Genomic DNA, 26,193 nt, shown 5'->3' with positions numbered 1-26,193 from the left:
CAATCAGAACGCGGTCGCGGCGTGTTTCCAGTCGATGATGTCCCGGTACACCCATGATGTCGTGGCGCCGCGAGCCGCCTCCATCTTGGCGACGGCATCGTCGAGCCCGGCCACCGACGGCATCCATCCGCGGCGCACCGCATCCTGCGCGAGGCGGAGCGACCAATATGCGCGGAGCACATAGTGCGCGGGAGCACCATCGAAGCTGTTGCTCGGAAGCGTGCCCGTCGACTTGACCCAGGCAATGAAGCTCGCCTCGTCGGTGTAGGGAAGAGCGCCGCTGACGACGAGCGGGAAACCAGAGCCCGACCCTGTGCCGTAGAAGCCGAGCGCGCCGCCGATCTTGCCGAACCGCAGGATCATGTTTTCGGCAATTCGCTTGAGCATGGCAGGCTCGCCGGTCGACGCAAACAGATAGGCCGCTTCCGGTCCAAAGCCCTGGATCATGAAGTTCGAGTAGGCGCTGTCCTGGTTGAGGTCGACACCGCGGAAAATCGAGGACGAGCGCTCGTAAACGGTGGTCCCGCTATCGAGGTCGGCCAGCTGGGTCTTCCAGTTGCCGAGCACATCGCTCACCATCTTCTGGGCCCGCGCCTTCGACCAGAGGATATTGCCGTTCGAACTGCTGGCGTTCTCCGCCACGTCCTGCAGCTTCCACATGGCTGACCACATATTCATGGTCGTGCGCTGATAGGTGAAGCGGGTGCGATAACGCCCGTCCGTGGATGCACCCTGATAAACGCTGGCAAGCGCGTAGGCAGCGATCGCCTGCTGCAGGATCGCCGCGCGCGGATCGCCGGTGGCCAGCCAATAGGCATAGCCGTGGTTGAACAGGTGCGCCTCGTCGCGCGTGTGCGTGTAGCATGTCCCACCCGTGGCGCCGAGTTGGCTCAGCCAGGGATAGTCCACAGGAGCGCACCATTCGCCCTCGTTTCCGAGTTGCTCGGCCTTCGAACTGGTCCCTTCGTTGATATACGGCTTGTCGCCGACGAGCGGGATTTGAGGATCGCGAAGCTGATTGTGATTTTCAGACCAGATGGCGAGGTTCGGCAGGCTGAGGCCATACAGCGTCTGAACGCGATTCTGCGCGGCAGCGTCGTTGAAAACCGCGCTGTTGCCTGCGAGCGCTGCCGCGATCATGGTCGCGTCATCGCCCGAAATGAACCCGCGCGACGACCCGTATTCACCGCCGGAGCCCGTGATCGCATAGGCAATCGCGTTGTTCATGCCCGAGCGGCCATAGATGCGGCCGGGAACATAGCCGGCCTTATTCTCAACCGAGCGATCGGTCGCAAGCGTCGGCGACTTCGGCCAGCCGGAGAAGGCCGCACTTGAATAAGGCAGCACACGCTTGTCGGTCACCGCCGCGCGGAGCCGGTCCATCGACGGTGCGATCGGTTCGCCGTTATCGATGCACTTCATGCTGCCGTTCAACACGGAGAGCGTCGTTTCGACACCGCTGACGGAGAGCGCATAGCTGCGCTCGCCGACGGACGTATCGCTCGGCACCGCATAGCGCACGATACAGACGCTCCACCACGTCGGGCGGCTTGCAAGCCCGAACAGATAGGCACGGCCGCCACTCACCGGGCCGAGATCGCTGACGGGCCATGTGCCGGTCGGCGTGGTGATCGTATCCATCGCTGCCGCGGAGAGCCGTGTGCCAGCCACGGAGACGGTCACCGGACCCGAAGGCATCGCCGGATCAGCCGGCGGGGGCGTGGGTGTAGGTGTCGGCGTGGGAGTCGGCGTCGGTGTGGGAGTTGGCGTAGGCGTAGGCGTAGGCGTAGGCGTAGGCGTAGGCGTAGGCGTCGGTGTCGGCGTCGGTGTGGGAGTCGGTGTCGGCGTGGGAGTTGGCGTCGGCGACGGGTCAGACGGCGCCGTGGCCGGCGGCGTGGTGCCGCCGGCGTCGGTTTGCGTGCCACCAGAGCTTCCGCCGCCACAGGCCGACAGAAGAATGAACGCGGAAAGGAAAGCCACAGGCTGGCCTCGGCCGCGCAGACGCCCAGCAGAATAAATGTTCATTGACCCCAACGACCCCTCGTTGTGACCGCAAAATTGCGGATTTGAGGGGATTCTTGGGCGCCAACTCTAAACAAATGCCTAATACATCAAGTGGTGTGCGACACTTTGATGGTTAAGACAGGCGAAGTGATTGTAATTACGGAGTCGAAATGTCGGTTAATTTCCTATTTTCTTTTGTACGCAACATTTCATCAACGAAGATTGGTCGCCGCAAAAGACCAGTTGATCGTATTGGTTAAAAAATTATCTACGAAATCCGGTCGAGCATTCTGGTAATCCAGATAATAGGCGTGCTCCCAAACATCGAGCGTGATGAGTGGGTTAAGCCCTTCGTGAACGAGCGCGGAGTCGGCATCGTGGGTCGAAATGATCTTGAGCCCGCCTGCACCTTCCTGGCAGAGCCAAGCCCATCCGCTGCCGAAATGGCCGGTCGCCTCCGCCTTGAAGGCTTCGTTGAATTTTGAGAGGCCGCCGAAAGCCGAGTCGATCAGGTCTTTCAGCTTGCCTTCCGGCCCCGTGGGCTCCGGAGACAACGAATTCCAGAAGAACGTATGGTTCCAGGCCTGCGCCGCATTGTTTAAGAGCGACTGATCGCCTTTCGCTTTCGCTGCGCGGACGATCTCCTCGATCGGCTTGTCCTCAAGCGGCGTGCCGGCGATCGCGGCGTTGGCCTTGTCGACATAAGCCTTGTGATGCTTGCCGTGATGGAAATCGAGCGTGCGGGCGGACATGTGCGGCTCCAGCGCGTCGCGGGCGAACGGCAGGGGCGGGAATTCGATGGCCATCGTGTCTCCTCGAACGGGAAAAGCAGGGAGGGTTTTCTAAGAAACGCAGCGGAACGCCCGAGGTTGCGTAGGTCAGGATGTCGCAGCCCGGAGCAGGCCGTGGCGGCGCATACAGTGCCTGAGCTGATCGTAGGTGACGGCGAGCGCCTCTGCGGCGGCGCGCTGGTTGTAGCGGCAGGTTTCGAGCGTGCGGACGAGAATGTCCCGCTCATATTCCGCCATCGCGGCGCGCAGGTCGCTGACCGCGGCGCGCTGCTCGGCGGCTGCGACCGCGACCGCGGGTTCCACAGCCAGCGCCTTCGGCGCCGCGGCCGCCATCACGATCGATTGCCTTGGCCGCCACGGGGAGTCGAACGGATCGAACTGTAGCGCATCAACGGGCGTCGCCGGATCGCCCCAGCGGTAGAGCGCGCGCTCCACGACGTTCTTCAGCTCGCGGACGTTGCCCGGCCATGCGTAGGCGCGCAGCTGCTGGCGCACCTCCCGGCTGAAGCCGGGGAAGTCTGGCCAGCCCAGCTCGACAGACATGCGCCGCGCAAAATGGTTCGCCAGTTCCATGATATCGTCGGAGCGCGCACGCAGCGGCGGCAGGGTGATGACTTCGAAGGAGAGGCGATCGAGCAGGTCGGCCCGAAAGCGCCCCTTTTCGACAAGCGCAGGCAAATCTTCGTTGGTGGCGCCGACGATACGGACGTCGACGGTGAGCGGCCGGTTCGCACCGAGCCGGGTCAGCTCCCCATATTCGACGACGCGCAACAGGCGCTCCTGCGCGGCGGAGGAGAGCGTCCCCACCTCGTCGAGGAACAAGGTGCCGCCGTCTGCCTCTTCAAACCGTCCGCGCCGCGCCGAGGTCGCGCCGGTAAAGGCCCCTGCCTCATAGCCGAAGAGCTCGGCATCGATGAGGTTCTCTGACATCGCTGCGCAGTTCATTGCGATGAACGGCTCCTCCCAGCGCGGACTGAGGCGGTGCAGGCGCTCCGCGACCATCTCCTTGCCGGTGCCGCGCTCGCCGATGACGAGCACAGAACGGTTCAGCGCGGCGGCAAGGCTCGCCCGCTCAATCGCATCGAGCAGTTCGGTCGATTGGCCAACGAGAGTCGCCGAGTCCTTCATTGCCAATATTTAGCAAAAATTCCCAATTTTTTGCAATATGCACACACGGAAATTTCATAATCCTCCATGCGAAATACGCATAACATATTGAAAATACACAAATCATTGCGTGCCAGAAAAACTGGCACGACCCTTGCTGAACATTGGGCAACGGATTTGAAAGCAACAGTTAAACACAGGAGGCATCAATGCTTACGCAGGCCAACAGCAACATGTTCCGAACCCTCTTCTGCACCGTCGGTGCGGTCGCGGTCAGCTCGGTCTTCCTCTTCGCCGCGGCGGGTCCCGCCCGCGCCGAAACCCCGGCCAAGCTTGCCCAGGTCCAGATCATCCCGGTTTCGACGAGCGCTCCGATCGTTTACTGATCGGCCCGCAGCGTCTAGCGGCCGGAGCGGATCCCCCCAGTCCCCTCCCGCTCCGGCCGCCACCTTCAACTTCAGGAGTTCAGACCAGATGGGCATTTTCTCGAGGACGCGCGACATCATCGCCGCAAACGTCACCGACCTTCTCGACCGCGCCGAAGACCCGGCGAAGATGATCCGCATGATCATCATGGAGATGGAAGAGACGCTCGTGGAAGTCCGCGCCTCCGCCGCCCGCACCATCGCCGACCAGAAGGAAATGCGCCGCACGATCCTGAAACTGGATCAGGCGCAGGCGACATGGGCCGAGAAGGCTGAACTGGCGCTGTCCAAGGGCCGCGAGGATCTCGCCAAGGCGGCGCTGCTCGAAAAGCAGAAGATGAGCGGCAGCGGCGCCCAGCTGCAGGCCGAAGTCGATCTGCTCGACGAACAGCTTTCGCACTACGAAGGCGACATCCAGAAGCTGGAAAGCAAGCTTCGCGAGGCACGCACACGCCAATCGGCGCTGCTGTCGCGGCTTGAGACGGCGAACAACCGGGTGCGGATGCGCAGCCTGCTGCGCGGCCCGAAGGTGGACGAGGCCTTCTCGCGCTTCGAGGTGCTGGAACGCCGCGTCGACTACGCCGAAGGCCAGGTGGACGCGCTCGCGCTCGGCGAGACGCGCAGCCTGGAGATGCAGATCGCCGATCTGCGCACCGACGACGCCGTCGAGGCCGAGCTTGCCGCGCTGAAATCGCGCATGGCCCAGAAGCAGGAGGGCTGATCCATGGCCGAAGCTATCGTCCCGCTCATCGCGATCCTCGCCATCTTCATCGGCATGCCCTGGCTGTTCCTGCACTATCGGATGAAATCCAAGCAGAACCGCAGCCTTTCGATCGAGGACGAGCGTATGCTCGACGACCTCCATCAGGCGGCGCTGCGCCTTGAGGACCGGCTGCAGACGATCGAGCGCATCATGTCGGTCGACAACCCCAACTGGCGCCACATCGCCGCGGGAAGCCCGGTCGGCGAGCGCCTTGAAGACACACGCACTGCTGACATCAGGAGGCTGAAATGAGCTTCGCACTCGACAAGAGAAACGCCATCTTCCTCGGCGTCTGCGCCGGATTTGCAAAGATGACCAAGACCGATGCGCTCTGGTGGCGGCTTGGCGCCGTCGTCGGCACCATCGTCGGCTTCGGCATCCTGCCGATCATCTATCTGCTCATCGCCTGGCTCGCCCAGCCGCGCACCATCCACGACGCCTGATCCATACGCCTGATACGATCCGAAAACGGGAGGCCCCAATGTCCAGCCGCACCAAATTCTACCTCAACAAGCGCGAGAAGAAATGGCTGGGCGTCTGCGCCGGCCTTGCGGACTTCACCGGTGTCGACGTACTCTGGTGGCGCGTGGGTGCGGTGCTGATGACGCTGTTCGCGGCCGGACCACTCATCCCCATCGCCTATCTCGTCATCGGCTGGATGGCGGATGACAAGCCCACCGAATTCTACGGTGAAAGCGTCGTCGACCAGAAGTTCTGGCAGAAGGTGCGCATCGCGCCGAGCCGCTCGATCCGCGACGTTCACGCCAGCTTCCGCGACATCGATCGCCGCCTCGCCCACGTGGAGCGGCACTACACATCGCAGAACACCCGGCTCGCAGACGAGATCGACAGCCTGCGCTAAGCCGCAGCGAAGGGAGGCATCGCCATGGATTGGGGTTCACCGTTCTTCGTGCTCGCCATCATCGCCATCAGCACGGGCGGCTGGCTGATCAGCACCTGGATCCGCGCCCGCCACGGCTATCCGATCGAAAACGAGTTCTGGGGCACGACCGACAAGAGCGCGGGTGAGAGCCTCGCCCCAAACCGTAAGACCGAACTGCTGGCGAACGAGAATGCAGAAATGAAGGGCCAGATCGCCCGGCTCGAAGAACGCATCACGGTTCTAGAGCGCATCGCGACGGACAGGTCGCGCAGGCTCTCCGACGAGATCGAAAGCCTTCGCTAGCACCGTCAAGACAGGGGGAGCCTGAACCATGCCTGCCGAAGTCGGATTTCTGATCGGTCTCCTCGCTGGAGCCGCCGGCATGTGGCTGGTGCTTTACAGCCGACCCGCGGCAGCAAGCGAGCCCGCAGAAGCCGCCACGGAGACGCCGGTGTTCAGCTTCGAACGTGAACTCGAAACCCGCCGCCTCGCCGCCGAGAATGCCGCGCTGATCACCCAGATGGAGGATGTGCGCGAACGACTGGCTACACTGGAACGCCTGGCGATCGACCGCTCCGCGCGGCTCGCCGATGAAATAGAGGCCCTGCGGGCCTGAACAAGAGGGACAGGATCATGGACATCTTCATCTACCCTTATCTCCCCTGGATCGTCGGCGGCGGCTTCGCGCTCGGCGCGCTCGGCATCGCGGGCTGGGTGTTCACGACCTTCATGCGGATCAAGCATGGCTATCCGCTGGAAAACGCCTGGGGCATGGCGGTGCATCCCAAGGTCTCAACCGAGGCCCAGGAGCGCATCACGCTGCTGACCAATGAAAACGTCCAGCTTCGCGCCGAGCTCGGCAGCGTCAAGGATCGGCTCGCCACGATCGAACGCATCGTCACCGACGGATCCTTCAGGCTGGAAAACGAGATCGAACAGCTTCGCGGTCCGAAGAACTGAGCCCGCGCCAAGCCAACAGGGAGAGACCAAGCGATGCACGTGTTCGAAATGGTGGTTCTGATCGTTGCCATCTCGGTCTTCGGCAAGATCGTGCTTCAATACATGAAGCAGAGGGGCCGCGGACGGCCCGATGCCGAGCTGGAAAACGACCGCCTGCGCGGCGAGATCGGCAACCTCAAGGACCGCATCGCAACGCTGGAACGGTTGGCGACCGACAGGAGCCGGCTTCTGGCTGACGAAATCGACGCGCTCGGGCGCGATCGGTAGGAAGGAGTGATGGACATGCCCGGATTTGAAAGTCTGATCGTCATCACAGCCGGGGCCATATTGGGGCTCGGTATGCTCGCCAGCATCGCCGCCTGGTGCTGGAAGGGCTGGCTCGAACTGAAGCGCGCAGAACTCGGCAACGGTCGCGCCGTCGCAGGTCCGCCCGTCTCCGGCCGGATCGACGTCGCCGACCTCAAGGAACGCGTGCGCAAACTGGAAGCGATCGCCGCCGGCGTCGATTACTGACGCCGGCGACGCGCCGATCCTCAGTCGAACAGTTCCTCGAGGAAGGATTTCCGCTTTTTCCCATAGCCGTAGCCGTAGGACTTGTTGTCGCGCGCATAGCGATCGTCGCCCTGCCGGGGCACGGAAATGCGCGGTGCCTCGGACGGCGCGGCCTCCCGGGTGCTTCTCTCCAGAATCTTGTCCAGCTCTCCGCGATCCAGCCAGACGCCCCGGCACTGCGGACAATAATCGATCTCTACGCCCTGACGCTCGCTCATCACGAGCGGCACCTTGCACACGGGGCACGGCATTCCGGCGGCGGGGTTCGTCATCTGTGGGTCTTTCCTCCAGTGTGAATGCCAATCACATCGACCGGCATCGAGATGGCTCGATGCGGTCCGACATCGCAGATAGCCAAAGATGACGACTGCCAGAGGGGCCCGGCCCGCGCCCTCCAGATGAGCGCCCGCCACCGCGCTTTCAAGACCCGCCGATCCCTTCGGCTTGACGCGGCGGTGCGGCTCGCCCAAGTCTTCGCCCGCAATGACACTGCCCGACTTCGACACCATCCGCGACGATTTCGAAATCCTCGACGAGCCCGACGAGCGCTACCGGCTGCTCATCGACCTCGGCAAGGCGCTGGAGCCGATGCCGGACGCGCTGAAGACCGACGCCACCAAGGTGCGCGGATGCTCGGCGAGCGTCTGGGTGTATCCGACCACGGCCGAGAAGGGCCGACTCCACTTCCTCGCCGACAGCGACGCCGCGATCACCAAGGGCATCGTCGCGCTGATCCTGACACTGGTGCAGGACCGCACGGCGGACGAGGTGCTGGCGATGGACATCGCCGCCGAACTCGCGCCGTTCGCTTTAGCCAAGCACCTCTCCTCGAACCGCACGCAGGGTATCCCCAACATGATCGCGCTTATCCGCGAAACCGCCGCGCGGCTCGCCGCGTGACGCCGATCCTGAAGCCCGTCGTCGACGGCTTCCTGCGGTTCCTGCCGCACGTGAAGGCGCTCGGCATCGGCTTCCACGGTATCGGCGACAACTGGGCGGAACTCGCCCTGCCCTACGCCGAACATCTCGTCGCCTATCCGGGCGATGACGGCACGCCCGGCATCATCGCCTCGGGCGCGATCTTTTCGCTGATGGATACGGTCGGCGGCATGTCGGTGGTCGCGAAATCGAAGCGCATGGTGCGGCAGGCGACGCTCGACCTCCGGATCGACTATCTGCGCCCGGCGGAACCCGGCAAGACCGTGATCGGACGCGCCGAAGTGACGAAGCTGACGCGCGCCGTCGCCTTCGTGAAGGGTATCGCGCACGACGGCGACCCGGACGACCCCGTGGCGCTGATGACGGCGAGCTACATGTTCACGGCGGGCGCGAAGGCATGAACTTCGACACGCTGGTCCGCGAGCTTCTGGGCGCCCCCGACGAGGGTCCACTATCCTCGCTGCCCTACGCCCGCACGCTCGGCCTCAGCTACCGGCGCGATGCGGACGGGATCACGATCATCATGCCCTTCTCGAAGGATCTGATCGGCGCGCCGAGCCGGCTGCACGGCGGCACCGTCGCCGGTCTGCTCGAAATCGCCTCGATCGCGCAGCTCGTCCATGTCCTCGGCCGCGAGGAGACCGCACCGGGCGTGAAGCCGATCAACGTGACGGTCGATTATCTCCGCGCCGCCGCCTGCGAGACCACATACGCCGCCGCGATCGTCACCCGCATGGGCCGCCGCATCGCCAACGTACGCGCCGAGGCATGGCAGGGAGACCGGAGCGCGCCGGTCGCCGCCGCGCACATGAACGTGATGCTGGTGCGCGAGTAGCGCCGAAGCGCGCGGGACTCAGCGCGGCACCTCGTAGGCGGCGTGGCCTTCGCGCACCTTGCCTTCTTCGAAGCGCAGCGTCTCGGCCACGCGGATTCCGGCCTGGTTGCGATAGAGGATCGTCACCATATCAACGCCGCCGAGAACGCCCTCGACGGTGAAGTGCAGATCGGGTACGGCGCGCACGCCGCCGGTCCAATAGGCACGAAGGGCGGCCTTGCCTTTTACCGTGCCACCCGATTCAGGAACACGCTGCGCGGCGAGCGGCGACGTGAACACGGCATCATCGTGGAAATGCGCGAGCACACGCTCGACATCGTGTGCGTTCCAGGCCGCGCACCATTCTTCGGCGAAATCCGTCCAGTCAACGCTGCCCAAGGCTCAGTCGCCTTTCCAGCTCTTGCCCTCTTCGGCGCGGCGCAGCACCTCGTAAGCGGCCTGCACGGCGTGGAAGCGCTGTTCGGCGCCTTTGTCGCCTTGGTTGCGGTCCGGGTGATATTGCTTGGCGAGCTTGCGGTAGGCGCGCTTCACCGCCTCGAAATCGGCATCGTCCTCCAGTTCGAGCGCGCGCAGGGCATCGAGTTCGCCGCGCGTGCGGCTGCCGTCGCCCGGGCCGGTCCACTGCCAGTGGCGCGCCTGCTCGAAGGCGGTATCGCCGCGCTCGGCCTGTTCGCGCGCGGCGGCCTCTTCCTTGGTAAGCCCTTCGAAATAGTTCCAGTTCTTGTTGTACTCGGCCGCGTGGACCTCGCAGAAGAACCAGCGTTCGGGACTGTTGGGAGACTTGGGCGCAGGCCGGTCGCCGGGAGCCGTGCATCCGTGCCGGTCGCACAGACGCACGTTCACCGCCTCGCGCGCGCTGCCGTAGCTGCGCCAGCGGGGGAACCCCCAATCGTCCTTGCGAGTCTGTCTGGCCATGATGTCTAGTTAGGCGAGCGTCGGCAGCGGCGCCAGATCGGGCGTGACGAAATTCCGCCGCGCCTGCACCGAAAACAGCCGATCCCGACTGTAGAAGCCGAGCGGCCAGTCGCGGTGGCCTTCGGGTGCGGCGAGCAGTGCATTCACCGCTTCGGCAAGGCCGAGCGCCGGATGCCGGGCCGCGAAGGCGCGCACGCCCGCGACATAGAGCTGCGTGATCGTCTCATGATAGCCCTGCATATCATCGTTCACGCCGCCGACGGCGACATTGTAGCGGGCGATGATGTCCTGCAGTTCGCGCGGCAGGTCGATGTCCGGTCGCTCGCGGACCAGCCACAGGCAGGCCGCAAGGTGCGCTTCGTGCGTCCACGCGTCCCGCGGCAGCGTGCGCGCGAGCAGCCCTTCGCCGATGCGGCGCACCGTATCGTCGTCCGCGAGAAATCGCGGTTCATGGGATTTCATCTTCGTCTCCACAAAAGGAAAGCGCGCCGGCCACGGGGACCGACGCGCTTTTTGAGCTTGTCCTGGGTTCGGCGTCAGGCCGCCTTGGGGGCCGCCTGCCGAACGCCTTCGTCCACGTGATCGGAGAACTGGGCGAAATTGTCGATGAACAGCCCGACCAGCTTGCGGGCTTGGGCATCGTAAGCAGCCTTGTCCGTCCACGTTTCGCGCGGATTGAGGATCGCGCTGTCGACACCCGGCACCGCGGTCGGCACCTCGAAGCCGAAGAACGGATCGGTCACGAAGTTCGCGCCCTTGAGGCTGCCGTCGAGCGCAGCGTTCAGAAGCGCGCGCGTCGCCTTGATCGGCATCCGGTGGCCGGTGCCGTAGGCGCCGCCCGTCCAGCCCGTGTTGACCAGCCAGCAATCGACGCCGCCCTTGGCGATGCGCTCCTTGAGGAGGTTGCCGTAAACGCTCGGGTGGCGCGGCATGAACGGTGCGCCGAAGCAGGTGGAGAAGGTCGCGCTCGGCTCGGTGACGCCGATCTCCGTGCCGGCGACACGCGCCGTGTAACCCGAAAGGAAGTGGTACATCGCCTGCTCGGGCGTCAGCTTCGCGATCGGGGGCAGCACACCGTAAGCGTCGGCGGTGAGGAAGATGATGTTCTTCGGCACGGGGCCGAGGTTCTTTTCCGACGCGTTCGGGATGAAATCGATCGGGTAGGAGCCGCGGCTGTTTTCGGCGAGGCTGTTGTCGTCGAGGTTGATCTTGCGCGTGACGGGATCGATCACGACGTTCTCCAGCACCGTGCCGAAGCGGCGCGTCGTCGCATAGATCTCTGGCTCGGCCTCGGCCGAGAGGTTGATCACCTTGGCGTAGCAGCCGCCTTCGAAGTTGAAGACCGCCGTGTCCGACCAGCCATGCTCGTCGTCACCGATAAGCGTGCGCGAGGCATCGGCCGAAAGCGTCGTCTTGCCCGTGCCCGAAAGCCCGAAGAACACCGCGCTCGACCCGTCGCTGCCGATATTGGCGCTGCAGTGCATGGGCATGACGCCCTGCTCGGGGAGCATGTAGTTGAGGAGGCCGAACACCGACTTCTTCATCTCGCCCGCATAAGCCGTGCCGCCGATGAGGATGAGCTTTTCGGTGAAGTTGACCACGATCACCGTTTCAGTGCGGCAGCCGTGGCGCGCCGGATCGGCACGGAAGCTCGGCAGGTCGATGATCGTGAACTCGGGCGTGAAACCCGGCAGGTCCGCCGGATTCGGGCGCACGAGCAGCGTGCGAATGAAGAGGTTGTGCCATGCAAGCTCGTTGATGACGCGCACGCGCACGCGGTACTCCGGCTGCGACCCGCCGTAGAGATCCTGCACGAAGAGCGTCTTCTTCTCACCGAGCGCCGAAAGGAAATCGGCCTTGAGCGCGGCGAAGTGCTCCGGGCTCATCTTCTGGTTGCCGCCGTTGAACCAGATGTTGCCCTGCGTCGTCGCGTCCTCGACCGTGAACTTGTCCTTGGCGGAACGGCCCGTATGCTTGCCGGTCTTCACGACGAACGCGCCGTGTTCGGAGAGGAGGCCTTCCTCGCGCGCCACGGCCTTTTCAATGAGCGGGGCGGTGCCCAGGTTCCAGTGAAGCTCCGCCCCGGTGGTAATGCCCTGTTTATCAAGGGTGAAAGCGGGAATCGGGGACGCGGTCATGATCACTCCTCAAGGATTCGGGCGGGCACTTTTGCGGGAGCCCCTACACGATTCGCGCGCGATACGTCAAAAAATGCAAAGTTGGCGTTAAACGCGATCCGGTTTGCGCCACGATTCTCCTTGGTTTAGTGGATCATACCATGTCATCCGCGCCCGCAACGATCGCCCTTGTCGACGACGACCGCAACATCCTGACCTCGGTCTCGATCGCGCTGCAATCCGAGGGCTATACTGTCCGCGTCTATTCGGACGGGGCGAGCGCGCTGAAGGCGCTGACCGACAATCCGCCCGACCTTGCCGTGCTCGACATCAAGATGCCGCGCATGGACGGCATGGAGCTACTGCTGAAGCTGCGCGAGAAATCGAACCTGCCGGTGATCTTCCTCACCTCCAAGGATACCGAGATCGACGAGGCGCTCGGCCTTGCGATGGGCGCGGACGACTATATCGGCAAGCCGTTCAGCCAGCGGCTGCTCATCGAACGCATCCGCGCCGTGCTGCGTCGTGCGCAGAACCGGGCCCAGCCGGCAAGCGAAAGCCCCGAGGAAGAAGAGGCCCGCACGCTGACGCGCGGACGGCTTTCGATGGATACCGCGCGTCACCGCGTGACGTGGGACGGCAAGGAGGTGCAGCTCACCGTCACCGAATTCCTGATCCTGGAAACGCTGGCGATGCGCCCCGGCTTCGTGAAGTCGCGCGATCAGCTGATGGACGCCGCCTATCAGGACGACGTCTACGTCGACGACCGCACCATCGACAGCCACATCAAACGCCTGCGCAAGAAGTTCCGCGCGGTCGACCAGACCTTCGAGGCGATCGAAACCCTGTATGGCGTCGGCTACCGCTTTGACGAGGAGTAGCGAGGGCACACGCGACGACACGCAGCTCCGGTGGTCGCGTGGCTGGTCGCTGACAGCGCGCATCCTTGCGGTCAACATGTTCGCGGTGCTGATGCTCGCGGGCGGCATCATCTACCTCGACAGCTTCCGCGAACGGATGCTCGAACGCCGCGCCGAGGAAGCCGGTGTCGCGGCGGATCTGATGGCGGCAGCAGTCTCGGAACGCATGCTGCAGGCGCCGAACCGACTCGCCCCGATGCTGGAGCGTTTCGGGAAGACCACCGACGCGCGCCTCCGCATCTATGACCGGCAAGGCGCCCGCGTGCTCGACAGCTGGGCGCTCACCGGCCCAACGTTCACCCTGCGCGACCCCAATGCGGAGCCGCTGCGCAAGGACGTCGCGCGCTTTCTCGACCGCATGATCGAAGGCGCGGTCGGCGCGCGGCAGTTCGAAAGCTTTGCCGAGCCCGCGCCCGATGTGCGGCGCGCCTGGCCGGAGGCGGAGGCTGCGCTCGCCCGGCAAGCGGTCGCCACCACGATCCGCTTCGCGCCCGACCGCACCATCGTGATCACCGCCGCCGCCCCGCTCGCGGACGGCAACGTGCTCCATATGACGATCGACGCACGCGACGTGACGCGCGGCGTGCGCGACGAACGGCTGACGCTGTTCGTGATCTTCCTCGGCGTGCTGCTGCTCTCGCTGCTGCTGTCGAGCTTCCTCGCGCGCACCATCGTGCGCCCGCTGCGCCGCCTCGCCATCGCCGCGCAGCGCGTGCGGCTGGGCCGCGCACGCGAGGTGACGATCCCGCGCTTCCAGAAGCGCCGCGACGAGATCGGCGCGCTTTCCCGCACGCTTTCGGACATGACCGCCGCGCTCCGCGCCCGTATCGACGCGACCGAGGCCTTCGCTGCCGATGTCGCGCACGAGATCAAGAACCCGCTCGCCTCGCTCCGCTCCGCCGTCGACGCGATGGGGAACGTGAAGGACCCGGAACTTTCCGCGCGGCTGCTCACCGTCGTGCGGGACGACGTGCAGCGCATAGACCGTCTGATTTCCGACATTTCAGACGCCTCGCGGCTCGATGCGGAGCTGAGCCGCGTGCGCTTCGAGCGCATCGACCTCGGCGTCATGCTCGCGACGCTGATGAGCATTTACGAGACGCAGCCGGCGACCGCAGGCGTGACGCTTGCGTTCGCGCGGCCACAGTTCGGATCGGCTGTGGTGAACGGCGACGGCAGCCGTCTCGCGCAGGTCGCCCGCAACCTCATCGACAACGCGATCAGCTTTTCGCCTTCGGGCGGCCTCGTGCAGGTCACGGTGGCGCGCGTCGGCGAGCGCGTGCTGATGCGCGTTGACGATGACGGCCCCGGCCTGCCCCCCGAAGGCATCAACCGCATCTTCGAGCGCTTCTATTCGGAGCGGCCGGAAGGCGAGGCGTTCGGCAAGCATTCCGGGCTCGGGCTCGCGATCGCCAAGGCCATCGTGGAGGCGCACGACGGCACGATTGCAGCCGAGAACCGCATCGAGCGCGACGAGGTGAAGGGCGCGCGCTTCACCGTCAGCCTGCCCGCCACGCAATGACGCGCATTCACGCCACCGCTGTTTCCATCGGCGGCAAGGCGGTGCTGCTGACCGGCGCGTCCGGGTCAGGGAAATCCGATCTCGCGCTCCGACTGATCGACCGGGGCGCCGTGCTCGTTGCCGACGACCAGGTCGAACTCACCGTGCGGGAGGCGCACCTGTTCGCTTCGCCGCCGGCTACGATCGCAGGGCGAATCGAGGTTCGCGGCGTTGGCATCGTGACGAAACCCTTCGCCGAAAATATGCCCGTCGCGCTCATCGTCGACCTCGACGCAGTGCCTGAGCGGCTGCCGGAAGCGCAGATACGCGTGCTCTGCGGCGTCGCCGTACCGCTCGCCGCGCTCGATCCGCGCGAAATCAGCGCACCCCTCAAGGTCGAACTGCTCTTGAGCGCCTGTCCAACAGCACTAGATTAGGGGGCACGATGGCCAATGCCGATCCCGACGCTCCCCGTGCGCCTCTGCTGCTCGTTACCGGCATGTCCGGTGCCGGGCGCTCGACGGCGCTGAAAGCGCTTGAGGACAATGGCTTCGAGGTCGTCGACAACCTGCCGCTTTCGCTGCTGAAGCGCCTGCTGGCAGTGCACGACAAGACCCTGACCGGCAGCGATTCGGACCGGCCGCTCGCGGTGGGCATCGACGCGCGCACGCACGCGTTTGATGCCGAATCGGTCGTTTCCCACATCAAGACGATGCGCGAGCGCGGCATTGATGCGCGCGTGCTGTTCATCGATTGCGCGGGCGGCGAGCTCGTCCGCCGCTTTTCGGAAACGCGCCGCCGGCATCCGCTGGCGCTCGACCGCCCCGCCGCCGACGGCATCGCGCGCGAACGCGAAGTGATGGCGCCGCTGCGGCGCTGGGCCGACATCGTCATCGACACCACCGATTTCAGCGTCCACGACCTCAGGCGCACGATTCGCGAGAAATTCGCCCGCCACCGGCGCGGCGAACTGACGCTGACCGTGATGTCCTTCGGATTCGCGCGCGGGCTGCCGCGCGACGCCGACATGGTGTTCGACATGCGATTCCTCGCCAACCCGCACTGGCAGCCGAACCTGCGGCCGCTCACTGGAAAAGACGAGGCCGTGGGTCGCTACGTCGCTTCCGATCCAGCCTATGTCGATGCTTTTGAACGAATGTCCGGCCTCGTTCTGTCGCTGATCCCCAGCTACCGGCGCGAAGGCAAGGCCTATCTCACCATCGCCATCGGCTGCACCGGCGGCCGCCACCGGTCGGTTTTTGTTGCCGAACGCCTCGCCGAGACGATAAGGGCCGCCGGCTATACGTTGAACATCGTGCACCGCGACATGAGCGGGCACAGCGAGGGCGTGGAGGCCGAAGGCTTCGCGCTCCCGGATCATGGAGAGAGACTGCCCGCATGATCGGTATTGTGCTGGTGACGCACGGGCGGCTTGCGGCTGAGTTCGTCGCGGCCATGGAGCATGTGGTCGGCCCCCAGAAGAACGTCGCCTCGATCTGCATCGATGCGGACGACGACATGGAGGTGCGCCGCGCCGACATCGCGGGCGCGGTGAAGACGGTGGACACCGGGCGCGGCGTCGTTATCCTCACCGACATGTTCGGGGGGACGCCATCCAACCTTGCGATCTCGCTGCTTTCGGGCGGCCATGTGGAGGTCATCGCCGGCGTCAACCTGCCGATGCTCATCCGCCTCGCCAGCGTGCGCGGCGAAATGAAGCTCGCTGAAGCCGTGGTAGCGGCGCAGGAAGCAGGCCGCAAATACATCTCGGTCGCATCGAAGATTCTGGGAGAGGTCGCCTGAGCGACGATACGGACGGCGTTCCGGTCGGCGACGAAGTCGCCGTCCGCCAGCGCGTGCTCATCCGCAACAAGCGTGGCCTCCATGCGCGCGCCAGCGCCAAGTTCGTGACGCTGACCTCGGAGTTCACCGCCACCGTCACGGTGGAGAAGGATGGCCAGCGCGTCACCGGCACCTCGATCATGGGTCTGATGATGCTGGCCGCGAGCCCCGGCGACGAGATCGAAATCATCGCGAGCGGTGCCGACGCGGACGCCGCGCTCGCCGCGCTCGTCGGCCTCGTCGAGGACCGCTTCGGCGAGGAATAATGCCCCGCCGTATCACAAGCTTCTCTAACGAGACGATCAAACGCATCCGGTCGCTCGAACAGAAGAAATTCCGCCGCATCGAGAACCGCTTCATGGCGGAGGGGATGCGGATCGTCGCGGAAGCGGCGGAGGCGGGACGCATCGCCGAAACGCTCGTTTTCGCCGAAGACCTTGCGGAGCACGCGCTGCTTCGGCGGCTGATCGCAGAGTGCGAGGCGACGGGCGGCGAGGCGATCGAGGTGCCGCGCGAGATCCTTCACAAGATCACCGGCAAGGACAATCCGCAGGCACTCGTCGGCGTGTTCCCCATTCCCGAGGTGCGGCTGGAAGACCTCGACCGGAATGCCTCAGACGTCTGGACCGTGTGCCAGTCGCTGAAAGACCCCGGCAACCTCGGCACGATCCTGCGCACGAATGATGCGGTGGGCGCGGGAGGGCTGATCCTGCTGGATCAGAGCTGCGACCCGTGGTCCGTCGAGGCCGTGCGCGCCTCGATGGGGGCGCTGTTCACGCAGCCGATCGTGCAGACGACCGGCGCAGCGTTCTTCGAATGGCTGCGCGCGGGACCCGGTATGCTCGTCGGCACCAGCCTGCGCACGGACCACGACTATCAGGACGTCCGCTACGAAGCGCCGACGTTCATCCTGATGGGCAACGAGCAGCACGGCCTGCCGGAAGACTACGAAGCTGCCTGCGATGTGCTGGTGAAGATCCCCATGCGCGGCAAGGCCGATTCGCTGAACGTCGCGGTCAGCTGCGCGGTGATGCTCTATGAAGTGCTGAACCAGCGGCGGCGCTGATCACTCCGCCGCGAGCTTGGTGAGCGGCCGCGGCTCGCCGGTGACGCGCGGCAGTTCCTCCACGGTTTTGGACGGCGCGGCGATGGCGTGTTCGCGCAGCCGATGCGCTGAGGTCATCACCTGGCTTTCGAGGCTGCCCACCATCTTGTTGTACGCCGTGTTCGCCGCTTCGAGGTTTCGGCCAACCTTTGCGACATGCTCGCCCATCGTCGCCAGCCGGTCGTAGAGCTGCTTGCCGAGCTCGGCGATGGCGCGCGCGTCGGCGCTTGCCCGTTCCTGCTGCCAGACCATCGCCACGGTGCGCGCAATCGCGATGAGATTGGTCGGCGAGGCGAGCAGAACGCGACGCTGGAACGCCGTTTCGAACAGCTCCTGATCCGCCTCCAGCGCGGCGGCGAGGAAGTTCTCGCCCGGCACGAACATGATGACGAAATCGAGCGTGTCGCCGAACTGCTCGGAATAGCTCTTCTTCCCCAGCGCATCGACATGGACGCGCAGGTTGCGGGCGTGCGCGAGAAGATGCGCGCGCCGCGCGTCCTCGTCCGGCGCGTCGAGCGCGTCCTGATAGGAATTGAGCGAGCACTTGGCGTCGATCACCAGCACACGCTCGCCGGGCAGATGCACCACGGCATCGGGGCGCTGACGCCCGTCTTCCGTTTCCACCGAAACCTCCTCGGCGAAATCGACGTGCGGCGACAGGCCGGCCATTTCGAGCACCCGGCGCAGCTGATGTTCGCCCCAGCGCCCGCGCGCCTTGGGCGCGCTACGCAGCGCATTGACGAGCTTTGCCGCCTCGCCCGAAACACGCTCCTGCCCCTGTTTCACCTCGGCGATCGCGTTGTGAATGGCGCCGTAGGCGGTCGCCCGCGCCTCTTCGATCTGGCCGAGCTTCTGCTCGTACTTCGCCAGCGTGTCGCGCATCGGCTGAATGAGCTTGTCCATTTCGGCACGGTTCTTCTGGAGGCCTTCTCCGGCCGCCTCGCGGTGTCGCTTCAGCGTCTCCTCGGCGAGCTTCACGAACGTCTCGTGGCTCTTCGAAAGCGATGCGCTGGCGAGCGTGTCGAAGCGCTGCTGCAGGTCCGCCTCGCGTTCGGCAAAGGCCCGCTCGCGCTCATCAGCGCGGCTTTTCAGCTCGGCGAGCGCGACACTGTCTTTCCTGAGTTCGGCAATCTCGGCCGTCAGCCCCTCCACAGCCGCCGCGCGCTGCTCGGCAAGCGCCTTGTCGGTGCGAAGCCCCGCCGCCGCATCGGCGAGCCCGTCCCGCTCGGCGCGCAGCGAATCGCGTTCGGTACGCAGCGCCGCCTTGTCGCGCGCCCAGAGCAGCCAGCCGAGGCCGCAGCCGACGGCCAGCATCGCAAGGCTGACAATCAGGGCGAGAGGGGTCATGCGGCGCGCCTTCGAACGTGAACAGATGGGGAACTGCATTGCTAGCGCAATTGCCCGTCGGACGCAAAGACCTTGCATCGAAAGCGCTTTGGCGGACAGGATGCGGCGGGAGGACGGAGCGGAATGACAGTCGAAATCGTCGCCGAGGGCCTGGAGTTTCCCGAAGGGCCGGTGTGGATGCAGGACGGCAGCGTCATCGTCGTCGAGATCGCGGCGGGCCGCATCACGCGCGTGCTGCCGGACGGCCGCACCGAGGTGATCGCCACGCCGGGCGGCGGACCCAACGGTGCCGCAATCGGCCCGGACGGCGCGCTCTACGTGTGCAACAACGGCGGCTTCGAGTGGATGCGCCAGGACGGGCTGCTGATCCCCGGCCACATCGCCGCCGATTACACGACCGGACGCATCGAGCGGATCGACCTTTCGACCGGAAAGGTCGAGCGGCTCTATGCCGAGTGCGACGGCCGCGCCCTCTCCGGCCCGAACGATATCGTGTTCGACGCGGATGGCGGTTTCTGGTTCACCGACCTCGGCAAGATTCGCGAGCACGCCACCGACCACGGCGGGCTCTACTATGCGAAGGCCGACGGCTCCGGCATCCGCTGCGCCGTCTACGGCCCGAACATGAACGGCGTCGGGCTCTCGCCTGATGGACGCACCGTGTATACGGCGCTCACCATGGAGCGGACCGTGCTTGCCTTCGACATCACCGGCCCCGGCGAGGTCGCGCCCTCGCCGCTCGACGCGCTGCCGGGACGGGTCGTCACGGCGTTCGGTGGGCACACCCTCCTCGATTCGCTGGCGATCGACACCGACGGCAACATCTGCGTGGCGACGCTCGTCGCGCAGCCCGGCATCACCTCCGTCGATCCCGCCACGGGCGCGCAGACTTGGCGGGACTTCCCCGACCTGCTTTCCACCAACATCTGCTTCGGCGGCGCGGACATGCAGGATGCGTGGGTGACGCTGTCCTCCACCGGCCGGCTCGCGAAAACGCGTTGGGACCGGCCCGGCCTGAGACTTGCGCACTATGGCTGAGGCGGAGGCCCCCGCGGAGGGCCGGATCAGCGAGAGCGAGACGGACGAAGGGCGCACGGTACACCTCTCCGGCCGCATGACGATCCGCTTCATCGACCCGATCTCGCAGCGTCTGCGCGCGCTTGAAGCCGATCCCGAGCCGCTTACCGTCGATCTCGCCGACATCGAGCGCATCGACACGGCGGGCGCGTGGGTGCTCTATCGCACGCGCACGGCGCGCGAGGCCGCGGGCCTCCCCTTCCGGCTGACGGGCGCAAGCGACAAGGCCGAAGAGCTGATCGAGCAGATCTGCTCGCATACCCAGCCGACCAAGATCCGGCCGGACCCGCTGCCGGGCTTCATCCGCACGCTGGAAAAGCTCGGCGCTTGGATCACCTTCGCGGCGACGACGTTCGGCGGGTTCCTTGCCTTCCTCGGCCTCACGCTCGTTTCGCTCGGCAAGGTGATCGCGGCGCGGCGGGCGTTCCGGTGGCGCGCGTTCATCAACCAGTTCGAGGCGGTCGGCGTCGCCTCGCTCGGCATCATCGGGCTGATGAGCTTCCTTGTCGGCATCGTCGTCGCGCAGCAGGGCGCGGTGCAGCTGCGCCAGTTCGGCGCCGACGTGTTCGTCATCAATCTCGTCGGGCGCATCACCTTCCGCGAGCTTGGCGTGCTGATGACCGCGATCATGGTGGCGGGCCGCTCGGGCAGCGCGTTCGCCGCGCAGATCGGCTCGATGAAGCTTGCCGAGGAGGTGGATGCGATGCGCACGATCGGTATGCCGCCGATCGAGGTGTTGGTGATCCCCCGCCTGCTCGCCGCCGTGCTCGCGATGCCGCTTCTCGCCTTCTACGGGTCGATGCTCGGCATCCTCGGCGGCATGTTGCTGACGTGGGTTTCGCTCGGCATCCCGCCCGCGACATTCATTCAGCGGCTTCAGGAGGTGGTGCCGCTCACCGATGTGTGGGTCGGGCTCATCAAGGCGCCGGTGTTCGGGCTCGTCATCGCCGTCACCGGCTGCTTCCAGGGCATGCAGGTGCGCGGCAACGCCGAGGAGGTGGGCCTGCGCACCACCGCTGCGGTGGTGCAGGCGATCTTCCTCGTCATCGTGCTCGATGCCTTTTTCGCGGTGTTCTTCTCGGCGATCGGGTGGAACTGATGACGGCTGACGACCGCCGCGGCCCCGTGATCCGTGTCACCGGCCTTCGCAACAGCTTCGGCGACCAGGTGATTCACGAGAACCTCGACCTCGAAGTCCGCCGCGGCGAGATCATCGGCATCGTCGGCGGATCGGGCACGGGCAAGACCGTGCTGATGCGATCGATCATCGGGCTTCAACGCTACACCGCCGGTGAAGTGGAGATTTTCGGCCGCCGCGTCAGCGGTCTCGGCGAGCTTGAGGAGCTGGAGCTGCGCCGTCAGTTCGGCGTACTGTTCCAGAACGGTGCGCTCTTCTCCACGCTCACCGTCGCCGAGAACATCGAAGTGCCGATGCGCGAGTTCTACCACATCGAAGACGCGCTGATGGACGAGATCGCGGCCTACAAGATCGCGATGGTCGGCCTGCCGCCCGACGCGGGGCCGAAGCATCCGAGCGAGCTTTCGGGGGGCATGAAGAAACGCGCCGGCCTTGCCCGCGCGCTCGCGCTCGACCCGCGCCTGCTTTTCCTCGACGAGCCCACGGCGGGCCTCGATCCGATCGGCGCGGCGGCCTTCGACCAGCTGATCCTCCAGCTTCGCGATGCGCTCGATCTCACGGTGTTTCTCATCACGCACGATCTCGACACGCTGCACACGATTTGCGACCGTGTCGCGGTGCTGGCGGACAAGCGCGTGCTGACGGTGGGAACGATCGACGAACTTCTGGCTTTCGATCATCCGTGGGTTCAGGAGTATTTCCGGGGTCCGCGCGGACGCGCCGCGCTCGCAAGCGCCGCAGCAGGGGGTTGATTTTGGAAACGAGAAGCAACCACGTTCTCGTCGGCGCCGTCGCGATCGCGCTGTTCATCACCGCGTTCCTGTTCATCCTTTGGATCGCGCGCGTCGACACGTCGGACCGGCAGAAGTACGACATCTTCTTCCGTTCGGTTTCCGGCCTCGCGCGCGGCAGCGCGGTGAACTACTCGGGTGTGCCCGTGGGCACGGTGCAGGAAATCCGGCTGATGCCGGAAACGCCCAACTTCGTGCGCGTCCGCATCGAGATCGACGAGGGTGTGCCGATCCTGCAGGGCACGGTCGCCACGATCGCCAGCGTCGGCTTCACCGGCGTTTCGATCGTCGAGCTGGAAGGCGCCATCAAGGGCGCGCCGCCGATCGACGAGCCGGGGCCATACGGGGCGCCGGTGATCCCCACGAAACCCGGCGCGCTCGGCCAGCTCCTCGATTCCGCGCCGCAGCTCCTCGAACGCATCAGCACGCTTACCGCACGGCTGAACGAAGTGCTGAGCCCGCAGAACCAGGATTCGATCGCGGGCATCCTCAAAAACGCGAACACGATCACCGCCGCCATCGCCAGCCGCGACGGCGACATTGCCGACACCGTGACGGAAATCCGCGCGACAATCGCGGAAACCCGAAAAACCGCGGCGGCGCTCGCGGTACTGGCGGACAGCACCAGCAAGCTCGTCGACGCCGAGGGCAAGCCGCTGATTGCCGATCTCCGCAAGACGCTGCAGCATGCCGACACGGCGCTCAGCGAGCTGGAGGCGACTTCGCGCGCGGCGCGTGTCGGCGCAGAGACCTTCAACGCGCAGACGCTACCCGAAGTGAACCTCCTCGTCGGTGACCTGCGCGAGATGTCGCGTTCGCTCGGCGCGATCGCCGCCAAGCTCGACGAAGACCCGGCGGGCGCCCTCGTCGGTGGCCGCAAGCTGCCGGAATACAAACCCGACGGAGGTAAATGATGAAACCGATCGCCCTGTTCGCGGCGCTGCTGATCGCCGGCTGCGGGCCCCTGGTGCAGATCGGCGGCGCCGGAGACCCGCCGGACTCGCTGCTCACCATTCAAGCCCAGACCGGCGAACCCGCCGCGCTTACCGGCAAGCCTCTGCTCGTAACGGTGCCGAGCGCGCCCGGAGCACTGCGCACGCTGCGCATTCCTGTCACCACGCAGACGACCGAAATCGCCTATCTTCCGAAGGCGAACTGGGTCGAGCAGCCGGTGGTGCTGTTCCAGCGCCTGCTCGGCGAGGTGGTGCAGGCGCGCACTGGCCGTCCGGTGATCGACGAGCGCAATGCCGATATCGCGGGCGCACACCGGCTTTCCGGTCGGCTGCTGGAGTTCGGGCTCGATGTCCGCGGCGCACCGCAGGTGCGCGTGCGCTACGATGCCATATTGTCGGCACCCGGAACCGGCTATGTTGCGAGCCGCAGCTTCGAAGCGACGCGGCCAGTTGGCGCCGAGACGGGCCCCGCCGTCGCCCGCGCGCTCAATGAAGCGGCGAACGAGGTCGCTGCAAACGTTGGAGACTGGGCGGCGTCGCAGCCGTAACGATCCCCGGGAACCGGCACGGCATGTCGCCGGTTTAACGGGTGGCAGGATTTTGAGGAACAGACACCATATGAGGAAAGAAGCGCAGCAGGCCCTGGGGATCGCGGTGAGCACGATGGTGCTCGGCGCCTGCGTGACCGGCCCCGGATCAAGCGCGAACGCGCAGAAACCGCGCCAGATCAGCGCCAGCGAACGCGCGCAGGCCGCGCAGGCGCACCCGGAGATTCTGGCCGAGTTCGGCGGTGCCTATGAAGGCCCCGGCACTGCGATGGTGAAGCGCATCGGCAAGGAGGTCGCGGTGCGTTCGAACATCGCCTCGGCCGAAAACGAGTGCACGGTGACGCTGCTCAACACCACCGTCGTCAACGCCTTCGCGATCCCCGGCTGCTACGTCTACATGACGCGCGGGCTGCTTTCGATCATGAACAGCGAGGCGGAGCTTGCCTCCGTGCTCGGCCACGAAGTGGGCCACGTCGACGCGCAGCATTCGAAGAAGCGCCAGAACGCCGCGCTCGGCAGCGGACTCGTCTCGATCCTCGCCACCGTGCTTACCGGCAGCAGCCAGATCGGCCAGCTCGCCGGGCAGCTCGGGCAGGCGTGGACGATGAAATACTCGCGCGATCAGGAGTATCAGTCAGACGATCTCGGCATCCGCTACATGACGGCGGCAGGCTACGACCCCTTCGCCGCGGCGGAGATTCTGCAGTCGCTCGGCGATCAGGAGGCGCTGGAAACGCGCATCCGCGGACAGAACGAGGCCGCGCAGATCCCCTCGTGGGCGCGCAGCCACCCGCTGACCGCCGCACGCGTCAAACGCGCCTCGCAGAAGGCTGCCGCAACGGGCGTGAAGCCGGGCCAGCTGAAGCGCGATGGGCCGGATTACTTCGCCGCCGTCGATGGGATGCTCTACGGCGACGATCCGGCGCAAGGCTTCGTGGACGGACACAAGTTCTCGCACCCGGTCCTGAAAATCGCCTTTGAAGTGCCGCAAGGCTATTACCTGAACAACGGCGCGGCGGCGGTGACCGCGACCGGCGGACAGGCGCAGATCCAGTTCAGCGGCGGCAAGCTCGGCGACGGCGACAGCCTCGATTCCTACATCTCCACGGTGTTCCAGGGCGTGCTCGGCAACAACAAGGCGCAGTACACGGGCGTGCAGCGCACGACGATCAACGGCATGGATGCGGCAACCGCCACCGCGCGCGTCGCGACGCAAAACGGCAACCGCGATGTGAACGTCGTCGCGTACCGCTTCGGCGGCGGCAGCGGTTATCATTTCATCTTCATCTCGCCTTCGAACGTGAACGTTTCGAACGTGGTGAACACCACGGCGCGTTCGTTCCGCAAGCTGACCGACGCGCAGGCGGCGGCACTGCGCAAGCGGGTGATCCAGGTGGTGACGGTGAAGCCCGGCGACACGGCGCAGTCGATTTCCCAGCGCATGGCGTTCAACGACTATAAGCTAGAGCGCTTCCTCGTGATGAACAACCGCGAGGCGAACCCGACGCTCCGCGCGGGCGAGAAGGTGAAGATCGTCGTTTACGGCTGACAAACGAAAAGGGCGCCGGGTTTCCCCGACGCCCTGTTCTTTTCGCTTGCGCGAGATCGACGCTTAGGCGTCGGTCATCGCCGTCGCAGCGTTGTTCATCGTGGCGCTGATGGCGTTACCGAGCGCACCCATGGCGCCGATGGCCGCAACCGCGATGAGAGCAGCGATCAGACCGTATTCAATGGCCGTCGCGCCCTTCTCTTCCTTACGAAGCTTACGGAAAAACGACATTTCTTCTCTCCTATACCAGTTCCGTACGTACCGGGTGTCCTCTGTCCCCGTCCAAGAGGTCAGCAATGCATCACTAGACCATGGCTCTTGCCAATTGCTTAAAGCGGCTGGTGAAAATGCGTTAACTTTCGAAGCAATTGTTTCGGGGCAAAAAAAACAGGCCCGAAGGCCTGTTCATTTTTGAAGCCGTCCGCCGCTATGGCTAAGAACTGGACTTCACGTTGTTTTCGATCTTGCCCCACATGTTGGTGAGACCGTTGCCGAAAGAATTGAAGCCCGAGATGGCGCCGACGGCGATCAGCGCCGCGATGAGGCCGTACTCGATCGCTGTCGCGCCTTCGGATTCGCGAACCAGTTTGCGGATGAATTCGGGCATTGGCCGCTACCTTCAGTTCAAACACGGATTCAGGGCTTGCACGTCCCTGTCGCTCCGTTCTAGCCCGCAGGCGTTAACAAATTCACACAAGCCGGACTAAGCGCGGGGTTAACCAAATGAATCCATTACCAATCCGCATGGTTGTCGCCGCCGCGCTCATCGACCTCGACGGCCGCGTGCTGCTCGCGGAGCGCCCGGCGGGCAAGCACCTCGCCGGAACCTGGGAGTTCCCTGGCGGCAAGGTGGAAGCGGGCGAAACGCCCGAAGCCGCGCTCATCCGAGAACTCCATGAGGAACTGGGCATCGACACGGAAGCCTCGTGCCTGGCCCCGGCAACCTTCGCCAGCCACACGTATGAAGATTTCCACCTCGTGCTGATGCTCTACGTCTGCCGAAAGTGGCGCGGCACGCCGCATGGGCACGACGGCCAGCGCCTGCGCTGGGAACGCATCAACGACCTGTTTTCGATCGACATGCCGCCCGCCGACCGGCCGCTGATCGGCACGCTCGCGGCGCTTATCTAG

38 protein-coding genes are annotated in these 26,193 nt (G+C 65.3%); 27 read left to right on the top strand and 11 right to left on the bottom strand.

Annotated features, from left to right (window positions below):
* Window positions 1-3: 3 nt before the first annotated feature.
* The 3 genes from ACE3TJ_RS13215 to pspF all read right to left on the bottom strand — a co-directional run bounded on the left by ACE3TJ_RS13215 (window position 4) and on the right by pspF (window position 3,923).
* Complete coding sequence (locus tag ACE3TJ_RS13215) at window positions 4-1,671, bottom strand: hypothetical protein (RefSeq protein WP_374596865.1); 1,668 nt, start codon at window positions 1,669-1,671, stop codon at window positions 4-6.
* 545 nt (window positions 1,672-2,216) lie between these two features.
* Entirely contained in the window at window positions 2,217-2,810 is a 594-nt protein-coding gene (locus ACE3TJ_RS13210; protein ID WP_374596863.1) for a superoxide dismutase, read from the bottom strand.
* A 72-nt stretch (window positions 2,811-2,882) separates the two neighbouring features.
* Window positions 2,883-3,923 carry a phage shock protein operon transcriptional activator gene (pspF, locus tag ACE3TJ_RS13205; protein WP_374596861.1) on the bottom strand — a complete coding sequence of 347 codons (1,041 nt, stop codon included), beginning with the start codon at window positions 3,921-3,923 and terminating at the stop codon, window positions 2,883-2,885.
* A 188-nt stretch (window positions 3,924-4,111) separates the two neighbouring features.
* Between pspF and ACE3TJ_RS13200 the strand changes: the two genes are divergently transcribed.
* From ACE3TJ_RS13200 to ACE3TJ_RS13155, 10 genes are all read left to right on the top strand, one after another.
* Complete coding sequence (locus ACE3TJ_RS13200) at window positions 4,112-4,288, top strand: hypothetical protein (protein ID WP_160119106.1); 177 nt, start codon at window positions 4,112-4,114, stop codon at window positions 4,286-4,288.
* A gap of 88 nt (window positions 4,289-4,376) precedes the next feature.
* The gene (gene pspA / locus ACE3TJ_RS13195) at window positions 4,377-5,048 is read left to right on the top strand and encodes a phage shock protein PspA (protein ID WP_121047186.1); all 672 of its coding nucleotides are present in this window, start codon (window positions 4,377-4,379) and stop codon (window positions 5,046-5,048) included.
* Between the two features lie 3 nt (window positions 5,049-5,051).
* Window positions 5,052-5,342 carry an envelope stress response membrane protein PspB gene (pspB, locus tag ACE3TJ_RS13190; protein ID WP_293782477.1) on the top strand — a complete coding sequence of 97 codons (291 nt, stop codon included), beginning with the start codon at window positions 5,052-5,054 and terminating at the stop codon, window positions 5,340-5,342.
* Window positions 5,339-5,533 carry a PspC domain-containing protein gene (locus ACE3TJ_RS13185; protein WP_374596857.1) on the top strand — a complete coding sequence of 65 codons (195 nt, stop codon included), beginning with the start codon at window positions 5,339-5,341 and terminating at the stop codon, window positions 5,531-5,533. The genes pspB and ACE3TJ_RS13185 overlap by 4 nt, the downstream gene beginning before the upstream one ends.
* Before the next feature lie 38 nt (window positions 5,534-5,571).
* Window positions 5,572-5,952 (top strand): envelope stress response membrane protein PspC, encoded by a 381-nt coding sequence (gene pspC, locus ACE3TJ_RS13180; RefSeq protein ID WP_374596855.1) that lies wholly within the window; start codon window positions 5,572-5,574, stop codon window positions 5,950-5,952.
* Window positions 5,953-5,976: 24 nt separating this feature from the next.
* A complete protein-coding gene (locus ACE3TJ_RS13175; RefSeq protein WP_374596853.1) occupies window positions 5,977-6,276 on the top strand; it encodes a hypothetical protein in 300 nt (99 codons plus the stop codon).
* Between the two features lie 28 nt (window positions 6,277-6,304).
* A complete protein-coding gene (locus ACE3TJ_RS13170) occupies window positions 6,305-6,589 on the top strand; it encodes a hypothetical protein (RefSeq protein WP_374596851.1) in 285 nt (94 codons plus the stop codon).
* Between the two features lie 17 nt (window positions 6,590-6,606).
* On the top strand, window positions 6,607-6,933 hold the full coding sequence (locus ACE3TJ_RS13165; RefSeq protein ID WP_374596849.1) for a hypothetical protein: 327 nt from the start codon (window positions 6,607-6,609) through the stop codon (window positions 6,931-6,933).
* Between the two features lie 33 nt (window positions 6,934-6,966).
* Complete coding sequence (locus tag ACE3TJ_RS13160) at window positions 6,967-7,200, top strand: hypothetical protein (protein ID WP_374596847.1); 234 nt, start codon at window positions 6,967-6,969, stop codon at window positions 7,198-7,200.
* Window positions 7,201-7,215: 15 nt separating this feature from the next.
* On the top strand, window positions 7,216-7,446 hold the full coding sequence (locus tag ACE3TJ_RS13155) for a hypothetical protein (protein WP_374596845.1): 231 nt from the start codon (window positions 7,216-7,218) through the stop codon (window positions 7,444-7,446).
* 20 nt (window positions 7,447-7,466) lie between these two features.
* Here the strand turns inward: ACE3TJ_RS13155 and ACE3TJ_RS13150 are convergent, their stop codons facing one another.
* The gene (locus ACE3TJ_RS13150; protein ID WP_374596843.1) at window positions 7,467-7,757 is read right to left on the bottom strand and encodes a zf-TFIIB domain-containing protein; all 291 of its coding nucleotides are present in this window, start codon (window positions 7,755-7,757) and stop codon (window positions 7,467-7,469) included.
* A 211-nt stretch (window positions 7,758-7,968) separates the two neighbouring features.
* Between ACE3TJ_RS13150 and ACE3TJ_RS13145 the strand changes: the two genes are divergently transcribed.
* The 3 genes from ACE3TJ_RS13145 to ACE3TJ_RS13135 are packed head-to-tail and all read left to right on the top strand — an operon-like array spanning window position 7,969 to window position 9,259.
* Entirely contained in the window at window positions 7,969-8,385 is a 417-nt protein-coding gene (locus ACE3TJ_RS13145) for a SufE family protein (RefSeq protein WP_374596841.1), read from the top strand.
* On the top strand, window positions 8,382-8,825 hold the full coding sequence (locus ACE3TJ_RS13140) for a PaaI family thioesterase (protein ID WP_374596839.1): 444 nt from the start codon (window positions 8,382-8,384) through the stop codon (window positions 8,823-8,825). Before ACE3TJ_RS13145 ends, ACE3TJ_RS13140 begins: the two co-directional genes overlap by 4 nt.
* Complete coding sequence (locus ACE3TJ_RS13135) at window positions 8,822-9,259, top strand: PaaI family thioesterase (RefSeq protein ID WP_374596837.1); 438 nt, start codon at window positions 8,822-8,824, stop codon at window positions 9,257-9,259. Before ACE3TJ_RS13140 ends, ACE3TJ_RS13135 begins: the two co-directional genes overlap by 4 nt.
* Before the next feature lie 18 nt (window positions 9,260-9,277).
* Here ACE3TJ_RS13135 and ACE3TJ_RS13130 read toward each other — a convergent pair whose 3' ends face one another.
* From ACE3TJ_RS13130 to ACE3TJ_RS13115, 4 genes are all read right to left on the bottom strand, one after another.
* A complete protein-coding gene (locus tag ACE3TJ_RS13130; RefSeq protein WP_374596835.1) occupies window positions 9,278-9,637 on the bottom strand; it encodes a nuclear transport factor 2 family protein in 360 nt (119 codons plus the stop codon).
* A gap of 3 nt (window positions 9,638-9,640) precedes the next feature.
* A complete protein-coding gene (locus ACE3TJ_RS13125; RefSeq protein WP_374596833.1) occupies window positions 9,641-10,174 on the bottom strand; it encodes a J domain-containing protein in 534 nt (177 codons plus the stop codon).
* Between the two features lie 9 nt (window positions 10,175-10,183).
* On the bottom strand, window positions 10,184-10,636 hold the full coding sequence (locus tag ACE3TJ_RS13120) for a hypothetical protein (RefSeq protein ID WP_374596831.1): 453 nt from the start codon (window positions 10,634-10,636) through the stop codon (window positions 10,184-10,186).
* 74 nt (window positions 10,637-10,710) lie between these two features.
* Entirely contained in the window at window positions 10,711-12,312 is a 1,602-nt protein-coding gene (locus ACE3TJ_RS13115) for a phosphoenolpyruvate carboxykinase (RefSeq protein ID WP_374596829.1), read from the bottom strand.
* A 140-nt stretch (window positions 12,313-12,452) separates the two neighbouring features.
* On the opposite strand from ACE3TJ_RS13115, the gene ACE3TJ_RS13110 reads away from it, so the two are divergent.
* The 7 genes from ACE3TJ_RS13110 to ACE3TJ_RS13080 are packed head-to-tail and all read left to right on the top strand — an operon-like array spanning window position 12,453 to window position 17,620.
* Window positions 12,453-13,172 (top strand): response regulator transcription factor, encoded by a 720-nt coding sequence (locus ACE3TJ_RS13110; RefSeq protein WP_374596827.1) that lies wholly within the window; start codon window positions 12,453-12,455, stop codon window positions 13,170-13,172.
* Window positions 13,141-14,733, top strand: a complete 1,593-nt coding sequence (locus ACE3TJ_RS13105) for a stimulus-sensing domain-containing protein (protein ID WP_374596824.1) — start codon at window positions 13,141-13,143, stop codon at window positions 14,731-14,733. The genes ACE3TJ_RS13110 and ACE3TJ_RS13105 overlap by 32 nt, the downstream gene beginning before the upstream one ends.
* Entirely contained in the window at window positions 14,730-15,149 is a 420-nt protein-coding gene (locus ACE3TJ_RS13100) for an HPr kinase/phosphorylase (protein WP_374596822.1), read from the top strand. Before ACE3TJ_RS13105 ends, ACE3TJ_RS13100 begins: the two co-directional genes overlap by 4 nt.
* An 8-nt stretch (window positions 15,150-15,157) precedes the next feature.
* The gene (rapZ, locus tag ACE3TJ_RS13095) at window positions 15,158-16,114 is read left to right on the top strand and encodes an RNase adapter RapZ (protein WP_374596820.1); all 957 of its coding nucleotides are present in this window, start codon (window positions 15,158-15,160) and stop codon (window positions 16,112-16,114) included.
* On the top strand, window positions 16,111-16,515 hold the full coding sequence (locus ACE3TJ_RS13090; RefSeq protein WP_374596818.1) for a PTS sugar transporter subunit IIA: 405 nt from the start codon (window positions 16,111-16,113) through the stop codon (window positions 16,513-16,515). The genes rapZ and ACE3TJ_RS13090 overlap by 4 nt, the downstream gene beginning before the upstream one ends.
* 53 nt (window positions 16,516-16,568) lie before the next feature.
* Complete coding sequence (locus ACE3TJ_RS13085) at window positions 16,569-16,820, top strand: HPr family phosphocarrier protein (protein ID WP_374596816.1); 252 nt, start codon at window positions 16,569-16,571, stop codon at window positions 16,818-16,820.
* Complete coding sequence (locus tag ACE3TJ_RS13080; protein WP_374596814.1) at window positions 16,820-17,620, top strand: TrmH family RNA methyltransferase; 801 nt, start codon at window positions 16,820-16,822, stop codon at window positions 17,618-17,620. The genes ACE3TJ_RS13085 and ACE3TJ_RS13080 overlap by 1 nt, the downstream gene beginning before the upstream one ends.
* On the opposite strand, the gene rmuC is transcribed toward ACE3TJ_RS13080, so the two are convergent.
* Window positions 17,621-19,006 carry a DNA recombination protein RmuC gene (gene rmuC / locus ACE3TJ_RS13075; protein ID WP_374596811.1) on the bottom strand — a complete coding sequence of 462 codons (1,386 nt, stop codon included), beginning with the start codon at window positions 19,004-19,006 and terminating at the stop codon, window positions 17,621-17,623.
* Window positions 19,007-19,129: 123 nt separating this feature from the next.
* Here rmuC and ACE3TJ_RS13070 point away from each other — a divergent pair, with 123 nt between their 5' ends.
* From ACE3TJ_RS13070 to ACE3TJ_RS13045, 6 genes are all read left to right on the top strand, one after another.
* Entirely contained in the window at window positions 19,130-20,044 is a 915-nt protein-coding gene (locus ACE3TJ_RS13070) for an SMP-30/gluconolactonase/LRE family protein (RefSeq protein ID WP_374596809.1), read from the top strand.
* Window positions 20,037-21,182, top strand: coding sequence for an ABC transporter permease (locus tag ACE3TJ_RS13065; protein ID WP_374596807.1), 1,146 nt, complete (start codon window positions 20,037-20,039; stop codon window positions 21,180-21,182). The genes ACE3TJ_RS13070 and ACE3TJ_RS13065 overlap by 8 nt, the downstream gene beginning before the upstream one ends.
* A complete protein-coding gene (locus ACE3TJ_RS13060; RefSeq protein ID WP_374596805.1) occupies window positions 21,182-21,973 on the top strand; it encodes an ABC transporter ATP-binding protein in 792 nt (263 codons plus the stop codon). Before ACE3TJ_RS13065 ends, ACE3TJ_RS13060 begins: the two co-directional genes overlap by 1 nt.
* A gap of 2 nt (window positions 21,974-21,975) precedes the next feature.
* Window positions 21,976-22,926 carry an MlaD family protein gene (locus ACE3TJ_RS13055; RefSeq protein ID WP_374596803.1) on the top strand — a complete coding sequence of 317 codons (951 nt, stop codon included), beginning with the start codon at window positions 21,976-21,978 and terminating at the stop codon, window positions 22,924-22,926.
* Window positions 22,926-23,513, top strand: coding sequence for an ABC-type transport auxiliary lipoprotein family protein (locus tag ACE3TJ_RS13050; protein WP_374596801.1), 588 nt, complete (start codon window positions 22,926-22,928; stop codon window positions 23,511-23,513). The genes ACE3TJ_RS13055 and ACE3TJ_RS13050 overlap by 1 nt, the downstream gene beginning before the upstream one ends.
* A gap of 70 nt (window positions 23,514-23,583) precedes the next feature.
* Entirely contained in the window at window positions 23,584-25,062 is a 1,479-nt protein-coding gene (locus ACE3TJ_RS13045; RefSeq protein WP_374596799.1) for a M48 family metalloprotease, read from the top strand.
* Window positions 25,063-25,125: 63 nt separating this feature from the next.
* Here the strand turns inward: ACE3TJ_RS13045 and ACE3TJ_RS13040 are convergent, their stop codons facing one another.
* Window positions 25,126-25,293, bottom strand: coding sequence for a Flp family type IVb pilin (locus ACE3TJ_RS13040; protein ID WP_374596797.1), 168 nt, complete (start codon window positions 25,291-25,293; stop codon window positions 25,126-25,128).
* A 202-nt stretch (window positions 25,294-25,495) separates the two neighbouring features.
* Window positions 25,496-25,669, bottom strand: coding sequence for a Flp family type IVb pilin (locus ACE3TJ_RS13035; protein ID WP_374596795.1), 174 nt, complete (start codon window positions 25,667-25,669; stop codon window positions 25,496-25,498).
* Window positions 25,670-25,785: 116 nt separating this feature from the next.
* On the opposite strand from ACE3TJ_RS13035, the gene mutT reads away from it, so the two are divergent.
* Window positions 25,786-26,193: an 8-oxo-dGTP diphosphatase MutT gene (gene mutT, locus ACE3TJ_RS13030; RefSeq protein WP_374596793.1), complete on the top strand. Its 408-nt coding sequence runs from the start codon at window positions 25,786-25,788 to the stop codon at window positions 26,191-26,193.

Source organism: Sphingosinicella sp. (assembly GCF_041916975.1).
Lineage (GTDB): Bacteria > Pseudomonadota > Alphaproteobacteria > Sphingomonadales > Sphingomonadaceae > Sphingosinicella.
This window is presented reverse-complemented; position numbering and strand designations above follow the sequence as displayed.